This is a genomic window from Streptomyces sp. MGP-P1 (genome assembly GCF_057766565.1).
Genome location: NZ_JBYMEM010000004.1, coordinates 240,261 through 258,882, shown reverse-complemented (window position 1 = coordinate 258,882; position 18,622 = coordinate 240,261). Strand labels below are relative to the sequence as shown.

The 18,622-nt window shown below is 71.7% G+C and carries 13 protein-coding genes and 2 pseudogenes; 4 read left to right on the top strand and 11 right to left on the bottom strand.

Going from position 1 to position 18,622, the window contains the following annotated elements; translation table 11 throughout:
• Positions 1-79 precede the first annotated feature (79 nt).
• Positions 80-2,619 (bottom strand): annotated as a pseudogene (locus AC3CH1_RS08895) (serine hydrolase).
• A gap of 192 nt (positions 2,620-2,811) precedes the next feature.
• Here AC3CH1_RS08895 and AC3CH1_RS08890 point away from each other — a divergent pair.
• From AC3CH1_RS08890 to AC3CH1_RS08880, 3 genes are all read left to right on the top strand, one after another.
• Positions 2,812-3,531, top strand: coding sequence for a GOLPH3/VPS74 family protein (locus AC3CH1_RS08890; RefSeq protein ID WP_018961516.1), 720 nt, complete (start codon positions 2,812-2,814; stop codon positions 3,529-3,531).
• 255 nt (positions 3,532-3,786) lie between these two features.
• Positions 3,787-4,644 (top strand): helix-turn-helix domain-containing protein, encoded by an 858-nt coding sequence (locus tag AC3CH1_RS08885; RefSeq protein ID WP_026291139.1) that lies wholly within the window; start codon positions 3,787-3,789, stop codon positions 4,642-4,644.
• Positions 4,645-4,860: 216 nt separating this feature from the next.
• Positions 4,861-5,067 (top strand): DUF397 domain-containing protein, encoded by a 207-nt coding sequence (locus AC3CH1_RS08880; RefSeq protein WP_488462410.1) that lies wholly within the window; start codon positions 4,861-4,863, stop codon positions 5,065-5,067.
• A gap of 118 nt (positions 5,068-5,185) precedes the next feature.
• Here the strand turns inward: AC3CH1_RS08880 and AC3CH1_RS08875 are convergent.
• Positions 5,186-5,513 (bottom strand): annotated as a pseudogene (locus tag AC3CH1_RS08875) (hypothetical protein); the annotation flags it as partial.
• Between the two features lie 491 nt (positions 5,514-6,004).
• Here AC3CH1_RS08875 and AC3CH1_RS08870 point away from each other — a divergent pair.
• Entirely contained in the window at positions 6,005-7,585 is a 1,581-nt protein-coding gene (locus AC3CH1_RS08870; RefSeq protein WP_488462409.1) for a sodium:solute symporter family protein, read from the top strand.
• A gap of 17 nt (positions 7,586-7,602) precedes the next feature.
• Here AC3CH1_RS08870 and AC3CH1_RS08865 read toward each other — a convergent pair whose 3' ends face one another.
• The 9 genes from AC3CH1_RS08865 to AC3CH1_RS08825 all read right to left on the bottom strand — a co-directional run bounded on the left by AC3CH1_RS08865 (position 7,603) and on the right by AC3CH1_RS08825 (position 18,585).
• On the bottom strand, positions 7,603-8,718 hold the full coding sequence (locus tag AC3CH1_RS08865) for an ADP-ribosylglycohydrolase family protein (RefSeq protein WP_488462408.1): 1,116 nt from the start codon (positions 8,716-8,718) through the stop codon (positions 7,603-7,605).
• Between the two features lie 199 nt (positions 8,719-8,917).
• Entirely contained in the window at positions 8,918-9,706 is a 789-nt protein-coding gene (locus AC3CH1_RS08860) for an inositol monophosphatase family protein (protein ID WP_488462407.1), read from the bottom strand.
• Entirely contained in the window at positions 9,703-10,329 is a 627-nt protein-coding gene (locus tag AC3CH1_RS08855) for a 2'-5' RNA ligase family protein (RefSeq protein WP_488462406.1), read from the bottom strand. Before AC3CH1_RS08855 ends, AC3CH1_RS08860 begins: the two co-directional genes overlap by 4 nt.
• On the bottom strand, positions 10,326-11,183 hold the full coding sequence (locus tag AC3CH1_RS08850; RefSeq protein WP_488462405.1) for a carbohydrate kinase family protein: 858 nt from the start codon (positions 11,181-11,183) through the stop codon (positions 10,326-10,328). The genes AC3CH1_RS08855 and AC3CH1_RS08850 overlap by 4 nt, the downstream gene beginning before the upstream one ends.
• Positions 11,180-12,445, bottom strand: coding sequence for a DUF4145 domain-containing protein (locus AC3CH1_RS08845; protein ID WP_488462404.1), 1,266 nt, complete (start codon positions 12,443-12,445; stop codon positions 11,180-11,182). Before AC3CH1_RS08845 ends, AC3CH1_RS08850 begins: the two co-directional genes overlap by 4 nt.
• Before the next feature lie 70 nt (positions 12,446-12,515).
• Positions 12,516-13,778, bottom strand: a complete 1,263-nt coding sequence (locus AC3CH1_RS08840) for a hypothetical protein (RefSeq protein ID WP_488462403.1) — start codon at positions 13,776-13,778, stop codon at positions 12,516-12,518.
• Positions 13,779-14,033: 255 nt separating this feature from the next.
• Positions 14,034-14,651: a hypothetical protein gene (locus AC3CH1_RS08835; protein WP_488462402.1), complete on the bottom strand. Its 618-nt coding sequence runs from the start codon at positions 14,649-14,651 to the stop codon at positions 14,034-14,036.
• Positions 14,652-14,661: 10 nt separating this feature from the next.
• Positions 14,662-17,073, bottom strand: a complete 2,412-nt coding sequence (locus AC3CH1_RS08830) for a tetratricopeptide repeat protein (RefSeq protein WP_488462401.1) — start codon at positions 17,071-17,073, stop codon at positions 14,662-14,664.
• A 714-nt stretch (positions 17,074-17,787) separates the two neighbouring features.
• The gene (locus AC3CH1_RS08825; RefSeq protein WP_488462400.1) at positions 17,788-18,585 is read right to left on the bottom strand and encodes an SDR family NAD(P)-dependent oxidoreductase; all 798 of its coding nucleotides are present in this window, start codon (positions 18,583-18,585) and stop codon (positions 17,788-17,790) included.
• Between the last annotated feature and the right edge of the window lie 37 nt (positions 18,586-18,622).

Here is an 18,622-nt window from a genome sequence, read left to right as displayed (position 1 = left end):
TACCCCCTGCACGTATCTCTGTCATATACGGGGAGGGGCGGCCCACAGCGTCGCCCCTCCCCTCCCCCGCTCCGGCGTCTCAGCCGATCCTGGCCAGCTTGTCGCCGAAGGCCGGCTCGGTCAGATCGCTCTGCAGCACCACCGGGGCAGTGACCTTTCCGGGGCCGGTCCCCACGGTCACCATGCCGACCTCGCTCCCGGCCTTCGCGGCGTGGTCGATGCCCTCGCCGTTGTCCGTGACCTCCAGCTCGACCTCCAGGCCGGACCAGCCGACCGCCTTGAGGTTCTTGGTGGCGATCACCGGGGTCTGTCCGCCGAATCCGTTGTCCACGTACCCGACGACATCGCCCTTCTTCACCACCGTCGCCGAGGTCGGGGCCTCCTGTGCGTCCTTGATCAGCTTCAGGCTGTTCTGGAGGGACAGCTCCAGACTGTCGTAGACCCTGCCGGTGCCGGCCTGCTGGCCCATGACCGCTCCGTAGATCCACAGCAGCTTGCCGTCGACCTTGGTGTTCGCGGACCAGAGCAGGTTGCCGCCCGCCGGGGTGGAGGACCCCGTCTTGATGCCGCTCACGCCCGGCTGCAACAGGAGGTTGTTGTTGTTGTAGATCTTGCCGTCTATGCCCTCGATCTCGATCTCAGGCATGTCCACGATCTTCCTGAAGACCTCGTTGCGCATGACCGCCTGCGCCAGTTTCAGCTGGTCGGTGGCGGTGGAGACCGTGGTCTTCTTCAGCCCGCTCGGGTCCGTGTACGTCGACCCGGTCATGCCGAGCTCCTTGGCCGCCTCGTTCATCTTGTCGATGAACGCGTCCTCGGAACCCGCGTCCCAGCGGGCGAGCAGCCGCGCCGCGTTGTTCCCCGAGGGAATCATCAGCAGTTGGAGCATCTGCCGCTGGCTGAGCTTCTGCCCCTTGGTCAGCGGGGCCGTCGACTCGTCGGGCCGCTTGGACTCGTCCTCGGCCTTCTGGTCGACGGTGATCGCCTCGCCCTCCTCGTCACCCTTGAGTGGGTGCTCCTGGAGGATCACGTGGGCGGTCATGACCTTCGCGACGCTGGCGATCGGGGCCGGCTTCTGCGCGCCCTCGGAACCGAGCGCCCCGACGCCGTCGACCATCACGGCCGACTGCCCCTGGCCCGGCCAGGACAGCTTCGTCTCGCCGCCCTCGAAGGTGTACGTCGGCTTCGCCGTGAGCTCCAACGTGGGCTCCGGCAGCGGGCGCATCACCTGTACGATCGCAAAGACGATCAGCAGGAGGAGCACCAGCGGGGTCCAGATCTTGACCCGCCGGACGGCGGTCCGGACCGGGGTCTCCCGGGGCGGCGGAGTGTTCGTCAGCTCGGCGAGCAGGTCGAGCGGCGGCCTCGGCGGCAGCGGCTGCTGCCGGGTCCGCTCGGCCGCCGCCCAGGACGGCGCGGCGGACGGCGCGGCGGGCGCCCGGGACGTGCCTCTGGTCCAGCCCCGGGCTCCTGGTCGCGGGGCGCGGGGGCGGACCGTACGTCGTCGGAGCGCAGCGGCACGAACGTGCTCGTGCGCTCCACCTCGCTCTCGGGCTTGCTCCCGGGCTTGTCCTCGGGCTTGGTCTCGCTCTTGCCCCCGGGGGGGACCTCGCCCGGCGGGAGCTTCAGCGCGGTCGTCGCCTGATCGACCCGGTCAGCCGCGCCGACCGGCTTGACCGCCTTGAAGATGGCCGTGGGCTGATCGACTCCTCGCAGGTCGGAGGCGTCGGACGCGCTGGACGCGCTGTCCGCCTTGGCGTCGGCCTTCGGTTCGGGCGTGGAGTCGGTCGTGTCGGTGCGCGTGGATTCGGGCGTGGGGCCGGCCTTCGGCTTGTCGTCGGGCTCGCCCTTCGACTCCGGCTCAGCGTCCGCCGCGTCCCCGTCCGCCTCGGGCTTCTGCGTCGCGCCCGCCTCGGGCTCCTCGTCCGGCTCGTCTTTCGCGGAGGGTTCGGCCTCGGTGTCGTCCTCGGTGTCGGACGCGGAATCGGCACCGGAGTCCGCGTCGTCCTCGGTGTCCGCCGCCGGCTTACCCTCCGCATCGGCATCAACCCAGGCGGCCACCGCGGCACGCAGCCGACCGTCCCCGGCATCGGCATCGGCATCGGCATCGGCATCGGCCACCGTCTCCGTGCCGGGCGCCTCCGTGCCGGACGTCTCCACGTCGGGCGTATCAGCGCCCGCGTCCGGGCCCGTGTGGCCCTCAGCGGCTCCCGTGCCCTCCGAAGGCGCGTCGGCCTCCCCAGAGGCCCTGGAGGCCGCCACAGGCGCGCTCTCCGGCTCGGCGGCGGTCTCTGCGTCGGCCTCGGCCCCGGAACCGGCCTCGGAATCGACGTCCGGCTCGGACGCGGCCTCGGGCTCGGCCTCCGGCTCACGCGCCGCGGAAGGGGATTCCTCCCCGGGCTCGCGCCGGGCGGCGTCCTCCGGAAGCCGGGGACGGAAGACAGCGGTCGCCGTGTCGGACGTGGCGCCCGAACCCACGCCCGTATCCGCGTTCCCGCTCGCATCCGCGTCCGGGTCCGCGCCGGGGTCACGGAACACGGCGAAGCGCGGGTCGCGTTCCTCCGCAGCCGTCCCCGACGACTTCTGCTGCTCCGTTTTGTCGGGGAACTCGCCCGCCACCGATGCCTCCTCGTGCGCTGCGGGGTCACCCCGCGCTGTCCGAACCATCTACCAGTGTCCTGTGTGAACCCCTGGCCGAGCTGCTAGACGAGAACGACATACCTACTGGTTCCCTTGCAAAGCAGGCAGGCGCTCTCGACAGACCAATGTGAGAGGGGTCACCCTGTCAGACATCCACGCGGGGAGGCATGGATGGGCAGGAGCCGCAGAACAATCCCGGAGGAGCTTTTGCTGCTCGCTCTGGACCCGACCACGGGTACCACAGCGCAGCCGCAGTCGCTCGACCTCGGCCTGGCCGGGGCACAGCTAGTGGAGCTGGCTCTGGCAGGACGGATAGCCCCTGACGGGGATCGTATCGCCGTGGTGATGCCACGGCCGACAGGAGATCCGACTCTGGACTCCGCACTGGAGCTGCTGCGCCGTCGTGGCAGCCCGGTTCGGGCGGTCCACTGGATCGGCGGGCCCCGCCTGGGGCTGCGCCAGATCTATCTCGCTCATCTGGAGCGGTGCGGCATGGTTCATGCCGTGGCGGGCCAGATGTGCGGAGTGCTGCCGACGACTCGCTACCAAGCGACGGAGACGGCGATCAGCCGGGACATAAGGAACCGGCTGGACAGCGCGATCCGTACCGGCGTACCGCCGGACCCACGGACCGCGGCGCTCGCCGCACTGGCCCACGCGGTCGGACTCGGCAAGCATCTGTACCCCGGGAACGAGGGGCGCTCTTCGCGCTCCCGGCTCCGGGACCTGATCAGGCACGACCCGATGGGCGGACTCGTGGCGCACGCCGTGATGGACGTCCAGAACGGTGTGGCCGTCCAGCCACGCCGTACGCAGCAGGCAGCGGGTCTCCCGTTGCAGCAGCAAGCACAGGCCCGTCGCGGCAGCATGGCGCACACCGCCGCCGGCTGACCGCACGGACCTGACAACAGCACAACGCCGTACCGTCGTCCGTCGTCACAGGACCCGGTCCGGGAGCCGCACCACGCACGGGGCAGCCGGTAGTCACCACTACCGGCTGCCCCGTGCGCTTGCGCGCCCTCCCGCACACCGGTGCGTGCGCCCCCGCGCCCCGCGTGTGGCCGTTTCCCAGCGCGGCCGGGGCAAGGGGTGGCAATCTGCTGAGCAGTAGATACGCACAGCTACATAGCCGGAGGTGCCGTTTCCGTGCCGTCCAACGTCAATCCCACTGTCAGGCGACGCAGGCTGGGCCAGGAATTGCGCCGCCTGCGCGAACTCAAAGGCATGACGGCCGAGGAAGTGGCGGAGCGGCTGCTGGTCTCGCAGTCGAAGATCAGCCGCCTGGAGAACGGCCGCCGGTCCATCAGCCAGCGCGACGTACGCGACCTCTGCGGGGTGTACGAGGTCGAGGACCACCGCATCGTGGACTCGCTGATGCAGATGGCGAAGGACTCCCGCCAGCAGGGCTGGTGGCACGCCTTCGGCGACATCCCGTACAGCGTCTACATCGGTCTGGAGACCGACGCGGAGTCGCTGCGGGTCTACGAGCCCCAGATGGTCCCGGGCCTGCTCCAGACCCGTGCGTACGCCGAGGCGTTGATCAGCGGCGCGCTTCCCGAGGCCCCTCCGTCGGACATCGAGAAGCGGGTCAACGTACGGTCGCGACGGCAGGACCGGGTCAACGCGCCGGAGAACCCGCTGCGGCTGTGGGCCGTGATCGACGAGTCGGCTCTGCGCCGGGTGGTCGGCGACAAGCAGGTGATGATCGAGCAGCTGGAGCACCTCGTCGAGCAGTCCCACCTGCCGCACGTCACCGTGCAGGTCCTGCCGTTCGACATGGGCGCGCACCCGGGGATCAACGGCCAGTACGCGATCCTGGAGTTCCCGGACGCCGCGGACTCCAGCGTCGTCTACATCGAGGGCGTCACGAGCGATCTCTACCTGGAGAAGGCGAACGACGTGCAGCGCTACAGCGTGATGTACGAACACCTGCGGGCGCAGGCGCTGAACGTGGAGCAGACCCGGGAGTTCATCAGCAAGATCGCCAAGTCGTACACGAGTTGACGCGCCGGAGCCGGCGCGTCGGGTACGAGCCCTTCCAGAAGCGAGTCGGCGGCGGGATGGTACACCGCCGCCCGCTCGCCACGGAAGGCCTACCGGGGAAAGACCATCCGGTCGAGTGAACGGCCATCTCATGGACGGGGCTTGGCGAGTAGCGTCGATCACGCCAATCGGAATCAGGTTGGTGCGACCCACCCAACTCTCTGAACCGGAGTGAACATGGCAATTCTTCAGGGTGCTACGGACAAGTGGACGAAGTCGTCGTACTCCGGGGGCAACGGCGCGTGCGTCGAGGTCAAGTCCCCGGTCGCGCTGTCCATCGCCGTACGTGACTCGAAGGCCCCCGAGGGCCCCTCGCTCGCCTTCGTCCCCGGTGCGTGGAACGCGTTCGTGCGCGACGTAGCCACGGGCACGATCAACGCCTGACCTCGCACGACCGCACCACCCAGCACCACGCGACACCGCACCACCTGATGGAGCCCTCTCGACCGGTTCGCCGTCCTGGCCGAGGGGGCTCGGCACGATCCGGCGCTGTTCCCCGGCGTCACCGCGGCCGGTCGACGTACCGGTCCGCCCTCGGCACGGTCGGCACGAACGGCGCGACCAGCTCGACCCGCCCGAGACCCGTCTCCGCGACCGCCGCGTCCGTGCCCGTGAAGCGCTCCTCCCAGCAGCCCCCGGATCCTGCAGCCCTGCGGATCGCGCAGCTCCGCCCGCTGCTCGGGCCCCTCCGCGTCGACGACCTGGAGGACGAGACCCGCGTACGGGTGGTCGAGCGCGTGGAAGTCCCGGGGGCCGGCGGCCCCGTCGCGGTAGACGGTGGCCTCGTGGTCCTGGAAGGCCGTGAACACGTGGGTGCGGTCCTGGTAGACCGACCGGGCCCGGGCGATCACCGGCCAGTCACTCCTGGTCAACGCGGGCGAGCTGATGCGCTGACGCGCGCCACCCGGCTCGCGCAGGCGCCCCCGGCCGCCCGACCTCCCCCCTCGCGCCGCTCCCGCCACTCGCACCACTCGCACCCGAGGCACTCTCCCTTTCGACTTCTCGGCCGCACGGGACCCGCATCCCGTGCGGCCTTCGCGCGTTGCCGCGTACTCCCTGATCTTCTCTGCACAGCCTGACGAAGTGCCCGCCCATCGTGTGGCTGCGGTCACGTTCGCGACAACGCCCCGCGAGGTCAAGAACAAGTAAAATCGTTCGCCTTGTTGACCTACATTCACATACATGACCATTGGCAGTCTTGACCATGCGCCCTTACAGGGGGTTCAATCCCCGAAGTCCCCGCTCCCGCGAGGGGACGCCGCTGAACGGCCGTACCGACGAAGTGCGTTCCCGTTCACAAGGCGGACCCCTGGAGGGGGACATGAACAGTCTCGACTGGGCTGTACTCATCGGCTACTTCGGCGTGATGGTCGCGATCGGACTCTGGTCGCACAAGCGCGTGGACAACGTCAGCGACTTCTTCACGGCAGGCGGCAAGATGCCGTGGTGGCTGTCGGGGATCTCGCACCACATGTCCGGCTACAGCGCGGTGATGTTCACCGGTTACGCCGGCATCGCCTACCAGTACGGGATCACGTCCTTCGTGACCTGGTCGCTGCCCATCGCCATCGGCATCTTCATCGGCGCGAAGCTCTTCGCGCCCCGGCTGAACCGGCTGCGTTCGCGCCTCCACGTCGCCTCGCCGCTGGAATACCTCAAGAACCGCTACAACATCCAGACCCAGCAGGCGCTCGCCTGGTCGGGGCTGCTGCTGAAGATCGTGGACGTCGGCGCCAAGTGGGCCGCCATCGCCACCCTGCTGTCCGTCTTCACCGGGCTCTCCATCACCCAGGGCATCCTGATCACCGGCGTCGTCACCGGGATCTACTGCACCGTCGGCGGGTTGTGGGCGGACGCCCTCACCGAACTGGGCCAGTTCATCATCCAGTTGTTCGCGGGGCTGGCGATGCTGTTCGCCGTGATGAGCGAGCTCGACGGCTTCGCCACCCTGTGGACGGTCTGGGACGAGCTTCCGGAAGGGCACGCGGACCCGACCGCCGGCCCGTACACGGTGACGTTCCTGATGGCGTTCCTGTTCATCAAGACGTTCGAGTACAACGGCGGGATGTGGAACCAGGCCCAGCGGTACATGGCGACCGACTCGGCCGCCTCCGCCACCCGGTCCGCCCGGCTGTCGGCGATCCTGTGGTTCGTCTGGCCGCTGGTGCTGTTCTTCCCGATGTGGGTCGCCCCGCTGCTGGTCGACGCACAGAAGCCGGACGCCTCCGACAGCTACGCCCTGATGACCGAACAGCTACTGCCCCACGGCCTGTTGGGACTGGTCATCGTCGGCTTCTTCTCCCACACGATGGCCATGTGCTCGTCCGACGCCAACGCCATCGCGGCCGTCTTCACCCGGGACATCGCCCCGACGCTCTCGAAGGCGGCACGCGGCTGGAACGAGCGTGCCGGGCTGATCGCGGCCCGCTGGACCACCGTGGCCTTCCTCGCGCTGTCGATGGCCATCGCGACGCAGATCAACTCGCCCGCGTTCAAGGACATCATCACCGTCGTGATCAAGTGGGTCGCCGGGCTGATGGGCCCGATCGCGATCCCGTTCATGCTGGGTCTGCTGCGCCCGTTCCGGAAGTCCGGGCCGACGGCGGCGCTGGTCAGCTGGGCCTCGGGCCTGTTCGCCTTCTGGCTGGTCAACTACCCGATCCACTGGGCCGTCGAGGGCGGGGTGCCGCTCCAGTACCAGGTGTCCGTGCCGCTCGCCGTCTCGCTCGTGCTCTACATCCTGATCGGCTACCTGAAGCCGGAGGACACCCCGGAGCGCGACGCGCTGCTGACCCGGATCAACGAGGGGGACGGGGACGGCGACGGGGACGGTACGGCGACGGCCGCCGTGATCCCCGCCCAGGACGGAGGCCCGGCCCCCGCCCCTCGGCCGCGCGGGTAGTCGGCAGGCCCCGCCCCTCAGCCGCGCGGGTAGCGGGCCAGCCAGCCCGGGGCGACGGCGGCCGGACTGTGCAGGGCGGGGCCCTGGGTCATCTCCATCGCGAAGTCGTCGGCCAGTTCGAGGAGCGTGGCCCGCCCCTCCAGCTCCGCGAGCCAGGCCGGCGGCAGCGCGGTCTCGCCGTGCAGCGTCCCGAGCAGTGCCCCGCAGACCGACCCGGTGGCACGGGAGGGGCCGCTGTGGTTCACCGCGAGCCGCAGCCCGTGCCGGACGTCCTCGCTGACCAGCGCGCAGTACACGGCGACGGCGAGGACCTCCTCGGCGGCGTCGCTCGCGCCCAGCGCCTCGATCAGGGCCGGGCCGGGAATGCCCTGCCGCACGGAGCCGAGGGCCTGCCTCAGGGCCTCGGTCACCGGCTCGTGGCCGGGGCGCTCGGCGAGCAGCGCCAGCACGTTCTGCACGGACCCGTCCAGGCTCTCGCCGCGCGCGAGACCGTGCACCAGGAGGGCGAAGGCTCCGGCGGACAGCTGGGCGGCGGGGTGGCCGTGGGACTGGGCCGCGCACTCGACGGCCAGCTGGAGCACGAGCCCCGGCTCCCAGCCCACGAGGAGCCCGAACGGCGCGGACCGGGTGAGGGCGCCCGCGTCCCGGGCGGTGGGGTTCTTCGGCCGGTCGAGGGTGCCCATGACGGAGTCGCCGAAGCCGCCCAGACATTCCCGGGCCGGCGCGCGGCGGACGTAGAGCCACTCCTCGGCGGCCAGCCAGCCGTTGTCCTCGCGCCGCTCGTCGGGCCCCCAGTCGTGCTGGGTGGCGGCCCAGCGCAGATGGGCCCGGTGCACATCCGTGGGCGGGTGCCAGGCCCCGGTGTCGCGGCGGACCTGGGCGCGGATCAGCCCGTCGACGGTGAACAGGGTGAGCTGGGTGAGGGCGGTGACCGCGCCGCGTCTGCCGTGCGCGGGGACGTAGTCGACGACCCCCTCGACGCCGTGGGCGGCGCGGATCTCCTCCAGCACCAGCCCGCTGACCCCGGCCCCGAGCGCGTCCCCGACGGCCCCGCCGAGCAGCGCCCCGCGGACCCGGCTGCGGAAGTCCTGCTGCTCGGCCCGGCCCCAGACCGCCGTGGTCCCTGTGCTCACCCCGCACCCTCCCCGTCACCACGTACACGCCCGCGCGGGCCCCTGCGGGCGACCGCGCAAGCACTGTAATCGAACGGGAACGGGCGGTAGAGGGGGCGACCCGGGTACGTACGGGTATGACGACGGACGTCCCGCAGGTCGTTTTTGACCCGGTCGGGTACCGCGCGCTTCACCTCTTCCACAGCCCGCGGAAGGGCCGTCAGTTGTCGAGCGACTCCCAGAGCGCGATGAGCTCACGGGCGACCGGATCGGCGCCCGCGGCCAGGATCGGGGACTGCGAGGTGTAGGCGCCCCCGCCCGCTCCCAGCACCGCCCCGCCGCTCTCCCGCACCAGGGCGACGCCCGCGGCCACGTCCCAGGGGGCTGGGCCGAGGCAGACGCAGGCGTCCAGCCATCCCTCCGCCACTCCCACCAGATCCAAGCTCATCGCACCTTGCAGTCTGATCCGGTGGGCCACGTCGTACAGCCGGCCGATGAGCCGGGCGGAACGTGGACGGCCGGAGCCCGTTCCCGTCAGGCCGACCACCGCCCCGGAGAGACCGCGGCTGCCCTGCACGCCCGCAGCCTTCGCTCCCCCGGCTCCCGTAGTCCAGCGCCGCCCGAGAGCGGGGGCGTGCACCACACCGAGCACCGGCGTCCCGTCCACCACGCAGGCGAGCGAAACGGCGTACCCGGGGGCTCCACGGGTGAAGTTCATCGTGCCGTCGATGGGGTCCAGCAGCCAACACGTATCGGGAACCGGACCCGGGCCTGCCGCCTCCTCACCGACGACGGGGATCTCCGGAGTGCGATCCACGAGAACGCGGGTCATCCGCCGCTCCACCTCGACGTCGGCATCGGTGACCTCCTCCCCCGAAGGCTTGAACCGCCTGTGCGTCCAGAGCGGCCCCGACCCCTCCCCGGCCAGCCACTCCACCCCGGCGTCCACGGCCTCCCGGGCGAAGCGGTGCAGGGAGGCCGCGTCATACAGTGCGTGCCGGGGACTCATACGGCGGCGACCGGTCGCTCTGCCAATTTCTCCGCGTGGGCGCCGTGCTCTCCCATCGCGTAGAAGCTGAGCCGGTCGAAGGTCCACTGGTCTGGAACGCGGGTGCGCTCGGGTGCGGTCCGTACGAGTTCGAGTGCGGTGGCCTCGTCGGTGCGCCCGAGTGTGATGTGGGGTGCGTAGGCGTCGCCGGTGTAGCGGTAGCCGTACCGGGCGAAGCTGGCACGTTCGGCCTCCGTGAACCTGGAGGTGTCCTTCGAGGTGTCGAACGCCTGCCGGTCGAGGCGGGGCGCAAGGCCGTCGAGGACGACTTCCTGGACCTTCTCCAGCAGCGCGGGCCGTTCGACGGACATGAAGAGCCAGCCGGTCGGTTGGTACACGATGCCGACGGACGCGAGCGACAGCTGCCCCGGCAGGCTCACGGACGCTCCGATCCTCGCCAGTTCCCGCTCGGGGTCCAGGTCGTCCTCGAAAGGTCCCTGGAAAACGGTCAGATGGGGCAGGTTGCCGTCCTCGCTCAGTGGCGGTTGCAGCGGGCGGTCACCGCCCAGACTCTCTTGCAGCTGGATGGCCGCGCGTGTGTGGTCCGCACGGGGAAGCAGGGCGACGCCGAGCCACCTGGTCATGGATGAGCTCCTATCTTCGTGATCACGTGCAATGCGGCATCAAGCCCTCTGCGCATGCATCCGGACGGCGGCTCGTCGAACAGCCAGCCGGCGATGACCCCGGCGTTGAAGGCGTCACCGCCCCCGGTACGGTCCACGGGCTCCACGGCTGTCGTCGGTTCGCGCACCAGCGCACCGGACGGTGCGGCCCAGAGGGCGCCCTCGGCGCCCTGCGTCAGAATCACCTCTCCCGACAGCCGCTCCGCGTAGCGCAGGGCGGTAGCGGCGGCGTCCCCCGGCAGGGCGTGGGGGAGCCGACCCGCCTCGTCGGCATTCATCAGGTTCAGCCCCGGTCCCTTGGCCAGTTCGCTCATGTCCCGGCCGTTCCATTCGACCGAGACGGTACGGCCGGTCCGGCGTGCGAGACCCACCACACGGCCGAGCTCCGGCGTGGGCACTCCGACGACGTGGACATGGTCCACGGCCACCACGTCCGACTCCGTCACTGCCCGGAACGCCTGATCACGGTCGGCACCGGCAAACGTCATCATCCGTTTGCCGGTCCCGGACGAGATCACGATGGCCATGCTTGTCCGCAAGGAGGCGTCCACGCGTATCAGCGCCGTGTCCACTCCTCCGTCCCGCAGATCGTCCAGGCACAGGCGGCCCAGCGCGTCGTCCCCCACCGCCGACACGAGCCTGACCTCGCAGCCCTGACGGGCCAGACCCAGGGCCGTGTTCGCCGCCGACCCACCGGGACGCGCCGCACAGGCCTCGCCCCGGACCTTCTCGTGCTCCTGAGGGAAGTCCTCCGCCTGCACGATGATGTCGAAATTGGTTCCGCCCAGTACCAGGACGCGTTTCTCGCCGGTCACGGGTCCCCCAGGCGGTAGCTCTCGAACAGGACGTGGCGCACCAGTCGCTCCCGGCTGTCCCGGGTGCTCTGGAGAGGGAACGAGGCATGGGCGATCAGCTCGTCGACGGTGGCCTCCAAGCGGTCCACGTCGGTACCCATGTCGTGGAAACGGCGCATCAGTTCACGGAAGAGGTCGTTCGGCCGGAAACCGATCGACGACAGCCAGGCGCGGTTCGCGATGAGGACGTTGGCCGCCGCCGACCGTAACCGTGCCTGGGCCGGGGCCGGAAGCATGTCGGAGTTCAGCAGCTCGAAGTAGTCGTCCTCGTCCCGGGCGTGCATCCGAAGGTTCTGTCCGCCGACAGCCAGGACGTCCCGGTTCAGATGGAAGAGTTCGAGACCGAGGTGATGCGGCACGTCGAGAATCCGTACGCCCCTCTCCCGCAGCCCGGCCTCGTCCGTGGCGAGGGCGGTGAGGACATTGGCGAACATGTCGCTGTACCTGGGTACGGCGATCTCCGCGCCTGCCGGATCGGCAAGGAATTCCTCGGCCGTCGCGCCGCCCCAGCGTCCACCTCGCGCAGCGAGAAGATAGAAGTTCCGTCCCCCCATCGAGTGGCCGAGGCGGCCCACGGAGGCCACCCGGTGTGCCAGCTCCCCATCCTCCTCGATCATGCTCCGGAGCCGTTGCTCGTTGTAGATCGCCAGGTCCAGTCGCCCCTCCGCGACCTCCCTGACCAACTGGTCCGACCACGGGAGCTGTACACACACCAGGCGGTGGTTGCGTCGGGCCAGCACCTCGTCGAAGCCACAGCCCAGAAGCAGCGCCTTCACCACGATCAGTGTGGAGTCGGCCAGGCGGCTCGTGCCGGGCGTGTTCTGCACGGCGGACAGCGCCTCATGCCCCTCGCTCTCGGCGAACGACGAACTGGTCCGTCCGTACCAGGCCGCCAGCTGCGTCGGGGCGTTGAGACAGGGCTGCACGTCCTCGGCGGAGATCTCGTCGCCCGAACCGTCGAGGGCGTGGCTTCCGAAGTTGCCGTAGTTCTGGATCGTGCGGATGGCGAGCACCATCTTGGCCGGTACGACCCCTTTGGCCGTGAGGACCGTGAGCAGGGATTCGAGCGTCGGCTTGGATCCGATGGCCTCCCTCATGGCAAGGTCCAGAAGGATCGCCTCCGCCGCACGCCGTGCCGTACTGAGAAACACCTCTGGATCCGATTCGGCATAGCGCAGGGCCTTCTTGTAGAGCCGGAGCGACTCGCCCTCGTTGACCGTCACGTCGACCGCGTCCTGTTCGGCAGTTTGTACCTGATGCTAACAACTGGGCTCTCGGGCACATCGGTTGATCTCAGTCGTCGGAGGTGCGGCTCCCGCGCAGCGAGGCGAGGACGAGGCGTCCGTACCGAGTGGTGAAGGCCGCTGCCGTGGCGACGAAAGCGACGGCCAGGGCAAGCAGGAGGTGGCGTGGGTCCTCGTCGCCGAGCACCTGCAGGATGCTCAGTGCGGTGCCGAGCGGCAGGCCGAGGATCGTCAGCACACCGAGGGCACCGGCGATCTGTTGTCCGTCCTGCGTCTGGACGAGCCGGGAGTAGTCGGCGGCCTCCGCGAGGATCTCCTCGAAGCGGGCGGGCAGCCGGTACTGCTCGTGGTAGGCGAGCAACAGTTCGTTGGCCGGGCCGTGGGCGGTCAGGTGTTGACGCCAGTAGGTACTCCGGAACCCTGCGATGTCCCGTTCGAGTTCGGTGACGCGGCGGGCGAGCCCGGGGCCGTCGAAGACCCCGGAGAGCCCGTCGGTCAGCTCGTCGATGTGATCGCGCTGCGCGATACCGAGAAGGAGGGCGTCCAGGTAGACGGAACGGACGTGCAGGGCCGCGAAATCGTAGAAGTCTCCGTCACCCTCGTCGGGCCGGTGGCCGAGGAACGCGGCACCGTGGCGCAGCACGAGAGCACTCCAGTCGGCCGAGATCCGCACGGCACGCTCGGTCTGGCCGGGCAACTGCTCCGGGGCGGTGGGAAAGTCCGCCTCGTTGGAGCGGGAGGCCAGGGCCCAGAGCCAGCGGTCGGCCGTCTCCGGAAGCACACCGTCGGAGCGCAGTGCGGCGGTCTCGGCGGGCCCCGGGGTCAGGAAGGCAACGGTGTACGGGTGCGTGGCGGCACCCAGGGCCATCGGCGAGGCGACGCCTGCGAGAAGGACGTCGGGAGCGAGCGGGCCGTCCATCGGATCGGGCCCGGCGCCCGCCCGGCCTCCCAGCGCCCGGAGCACTTCCAGCAACCCCGCCGAGGGGACGCTGAGGTGCAGGACGGCCTGTGCGTGGTGGGGATGCAGCTCCGTCGGGGTGCGCAGGATCTCCAGGCCGTGCAGATGGAGTGGGCCGTGGACGACGTCGACGAACAGGTGCCAGCGGCGCGGCCGTTGCGGCGACCCGTACAGTGCGCGTCCGGCGGCCGGGGTGAAATACGTCTGGCGCGAGGCCACATCCGTCCGATGGCCGCCGGCCTCGAAGGGAAGGGGCCCCTCGGCCCACACGTCGGGGTCGGCGTGCAGCCGGACCGGAATGATGAGGCTGACCGACTGCCGTAAGCCGACGCCGGAACCCATGTCGGCGGTCATCCGTGCCCTGCCCGGTACGTGCGACCTCCGTGCCTACGGTGTTCGCGCACCGACGCCCCCGCCTTCAGTGTTCGCTGTACGAAGCAGGGAAAGGTTACCGGTTTCCCCTCCGCCCGTGCCGAGGATTCTGTGGCCGCTCGGACATCGTCACGTCCCTTCGCCGTGGTAGCTACGAGGCGCCCGGACCGGGCGACCCGGGTACGTACGGGTATGACGACGGACGTCCTGCAGGTCGTTTTTGACCCGGTGCGGAGGTCAGCGGCCGGGGCGTGCCTGGGCCGTCGCGGCGGTGAGCACGGCGTCGGCCAGTTGCGCCGCCTTCCGGCCGTCGCCGCTGTCGATCCGGGACAGCCCCAGTGCCTCCACGGCGTCCAGCATCCGCGTCTGATAGCGGACGGTACGGGCCAGGAACCGGTCCATGAGGTGCCGTTCGGCGTCCGTCGCCTCCTCGTAGCGCCCCGCCGCCCGCACCCGGTCGCGTACGACCGTGTCGTCGGCGGTGAGCCATACGGCGGCCGTACGGGGAACCGTCAGCCGGGCTACCCACGGGGGCCAGAGCGCCGAGCCCTCCAGGACCAGGCCGGGGGCCCCGGTCCCCGCGCGGTCGGTGATCAGCTCCTCGATACGCGGCCGGAGCCGTTCGTAGTGGTCGAGGACGGATTCGAGGAGTTCGTCGGGGGTCAGCGTGCCGTAGTGCTCGGCGACATGCGGCGGCACCTCGTGCTCCGGGGTCCGCCAGGGCCGTCCCGGGTGCCGGGCCAGGCCGTCCGTGGAGCGGTGCTCGAATCCGAGCCGGTCCGCCACCGCCTCGGCGACGGTCGACTTCCCGGTGTTCGAGGTCCCGCCGATCAGCACCACCCGCACATCGCGCATGCCTCCGACCCTACGACCCGGCCGCCGCCGCCAGCCGCTTCCGCTGCGCCCGCGCCCACGCGTAGTCCGGGTCCAGCTCCAGCGCCCGGTCGAGGTCCGCCAGCGCCTCCGGGGTCCGGCCGAGGGTCTCCAGCGCGAGGGCCCTGCTGCCGTACGCCCAGGCGTAGTCGGGGTCCAGGGCCAAGGCCCGGTCGTAGCAGGCGACGGCCTCCTCGGGCCGGCCCGTCGCCCGGTACACCTCGCCCCGCTCCCCCTCCGTTCCGGCCAGACCGGGGGACAGCTCCTCGGCCCGGTCCAGGTCGGCGAGGGAGCCCACCGGGTCGCCGAGGGCGGTGCGGACCCGGGCCCGCCTCACCAGCGCCCAGGCGTACTCCGGCCACAGCGCGATCGCCCGGTCGAAGTCGTCGAGCGCCTCCTCGTGCCGGCCCAGCGCATGGCGGACCAGGCCCCGGCTGCCCAGCGGCACGGCGTCGGACGGGTCGAGGGCGTGCGCCCGGTCCAGGACGGTCAGGGCCTCCTCCAGGCGGCCCATCCGCCGGTAGGTCTCCCCCCGCTCGCGCACCGCCCAGGCCCAGGCGGGCGCGATCTCCTCGGCCCGGTCCAGATCGGCGAGGGCCTCCTCGTAGCGGCCGAGCGAGCGCAGGATCACCGCCCGGCCCTGGTGGGCGCGTTCGCTGCGCGGGTTCACGGCGATCGCCCGCCCGTGGTCGGACAGCGCGGCGTCCAGCTCCCCGGCGCGGAAGCGGTGCCAGGCGCGCACCACGAGGGCGGCGGCCCGGTCCGTGTCGGTCAGCTCGGCCCGGGTCAGCAGGAGGCCGAGGGCGGCGGTGGGCCGGGGCCCGTGGTCCGTTATGGCGGCCAGCAGGTCCCGGCCCCAGTCGCGCAGTACGGCACTGTCGGCGTCCTCGCCCGCCTCCGCGAGGGTCCGGGCCCAGTGGCGGGCGCGGGACGGGGCCTGCCCGCACAGCTCGATCCCGGCGCGCAGGGCCTCGGGCAGCGCGGTGCGGGGGCGGGCGCAGAGCCGGTGGTAGAGCACGTCCAGGGCCGCCCGGCGCCAGGGCTGCTCGGCCCAGAGGCGCTCCGGGTCGATGCCCTCGGCCGCCGCGTCCCGCCGGGCGACGAAGGCGTCGGCCAGCCGGTCGTGCGCCGCCTTCCACCGTCGCGGCGACCCGGTGCGCTGGAGGCGGAGCATCGGGGCCCGGACGACGGCGTGGTACCGGGAGTGGCCGGAGTGCCGCTCGGCGACGAACGGCAGCTCGTGCAGCCAGTCGTAGAGATCGGGCACGGCGTGCGGCCCGTTCCGGGGTGCGGCCACGGCGACGGCGACCAGGTCCTCGTCGAACCGGCGCGGCAGCGCGCAGGCGAGCGCCGCCGCCCGGCGGGCCGGGTCCCTCTCCCCCGCCAGGAAGCGTTCGACGGCGGTGGCGTTCGCCTCCCCGGCCGCCCCGGGGTTGGCGGCGAGCGTGGAGACCAGGACGGGCAGGCCGCCGGAGAGCCGCAGCACCTCCCGTACGACGGACTCCGTCACCACCCCGCGCTCGTGCAGGAGTCGGCGCGACTCGGCCTGCGTGAACGGCCCGAGCGGTACGTCGGCGATCAGCCGGCTCCGGTCGCCCCAGTGGACGGGGTCGAGGCGGCGCTGGCCGGCCAGGGTGAGCACGAGGTTGGCCGGCAGGTCGCCGTACCGGCCGGGGGTCAGCAGGTCCGCCAGCCACCGGTCCAGTTGGGGTGCGGTGCACTCGTAGGTGTCCAGGAAGAGGGCGATCCAGGGCACGGTGTCCGCCACCCGGTCCAGCTCGGCGACGAAGACCGGGGTGAGGACCCGTACCGGTTCCGCGAGCAGCAGCGCCTCCTCCTGCTGCCGGCCCCGGCCCCCGAAGACCGCCCGCAGTCCGCCCGCGCCCCGCGCCACGACCGCCGGGTCGATGCCTCCGGCGAGCGCCCCGACGACGGGTATCGTCCCGGCCGCGATCAGCCCGGCCTGTGCGGCGGCGAGCGCCCCGGGGGATGGGGCCCCGCCCGGCGTCCCGCTGTCCGCCGCGAGCCGGCCGGCCGCCTCGTGGCGCGCGCGACGGTAGGTGGCCAGCAGCCGGTCCAGCGCCTTGAGCGGGTGTCCCTGCTCGGCGAACTGCGCGGCGAAGTCGGCGAGTACGTCGGGCACGGAGTCGGCGCTCTCGTCGACCGATGCGGTGACCGCCCCGAACTCCCCTGCCACCTCTCGCCATTCCCGTACGAGCGAGGTCTTGCCGACCCCGGCGTTGCCCCGCACATGGAAGACGAACCGGTGCCGGGGGTCCTCGGGCGGCAGCGCCAAATTGGCGCGGAACAGGTCTAGTTCGGCCTGTCGTCCGACGAAGGCGGCGCGGCGCTGTTCTTCGACGATCTGCTGGAGGGAGAGGCGGCGGCTGCTGGGCGGAGGCATGGGTCCAGTCTGTCAGCGGACCCGGCGGACCGGGAGCCTGCGGTCTGGGAGCCTGCGGGCCGGGAGCCTGCGGGCCGGGAGCCGCCGCCTGGGAGCCGCCTGCCCGGGAGGCCTGCCGCGCGGGGGGCCTGCCGCGCGGGGGGCCTGCCGCGCGGGGGCCAGGCGTGCGGGGGCCAGGCGTGCGGGGGCCAGGCGTGCGGGGGCCAGGCGTGCGGGGGCCAGGCGTGCGGGGGCCAGGCGTGCGGGGGCCAGGCGTGCGGGGGCCAGGCGTGCGGGGGCCAGGCGTGCGGGGGCCAGGCGTGCGGGGGCCAGGCGTGCGGGGGCCAGGCGTGCGGGGGCCAGGCGGCCAAGAGCCGGCGGTCCGGGGGCCGGGCGACCTTGAGCCGGGGGCCGGGAGCTGGCGGTCCGGGAGCCGGGCGGCCGGGGGTCGCCTGCCCGGGAGGCCTGCCGTGCAGGGGCCTGCCGTGCGGGGGGCCTGCCGTGCGGGGGGCCTGCCGTGCGGGGGCCAGGTGTGGGGGGGCCAGGCGTGCGGGGGCCGGCGGTCCGGGGGCCGGGCGACCTTGAGCCGGTGTCCGGGGTCCGGGGTCCAGGCGGCCGGGAGCCGGGCGGCCATGGACCCGCCGCCCGGAACCCTGTCGGCCATGAACCCCGCCCGGAATTCTGTCGGCCGTGGACCCGCCGCCCGGGACCCGGGCGCCTGTCAGCCCGGGTCCGTCAGACGCCGAGGCCCTGGCCGAACCCGCCGTCCACGGTCAGTTCCACTCCGGTGGTGAAGGTGGCCTCGACCGCCAGGTACAGCGCGGCGGCGGCGACCTCTTCCACGGTGCCTCCCCGGCCCATCGGCGTGGAGGCGTTGCCCTGTTCGACGAACTCGGCGCGCTGCTCCTCGGTCAGTTCGGCGACGCCCATGGTGGGGGTGAGGATGAAGCCGGGGGCGATCGCGTTGACGCGGATGCCCCGGGGGAGCAGTTCGGCCGCGAGCACCTTCGAGAAGGCGGCGACGGCTTCCTTCGCCGCGGAGTAGGCGCTGAGGCCGGGGAATATCTGGTCGTTGGAGACGGTGGTGAACACGATCGAACCGCCCTCGGCCATCAACGGCGCCAGCCGCTGGACGGTGAAGAAGGCCCCCTTGGCGTTCACGTCGAAGATGCGGTCCCACGACTCCTCCGTGACCTCTTCGAGCGTCTGGAACTCGGCGACGCCCTGATTCACGAACAGCAGGTCGATGCCTCCGAGGCGGTCGGCGACCTGGTCGCGGAGTGCGTCGATGGCCCCGGCGTCGGTGACGTCGGAGCGCACCGGGTGCGCCAGCGGGGTGCCGAGCGCCGCCTGCGCCTCGGCGAGCCGCCGGTCGCTGCGCCCGGTGTACATCACTTCGGCGCCGCGGTCGGTCAGCGCCCGGACGATGGCCCGGCCCATGCCGATGGTGCCGCCGGTGACGACCGCCTTCCGGCCGGCCAGGGCCTGCGGGTCGATGGTGGGACGGTGCTGGGTCTTGCGGTTCGTTGTCATGCCGGTGAAGCTAGACCTTGACATTGACGTCAGAGTC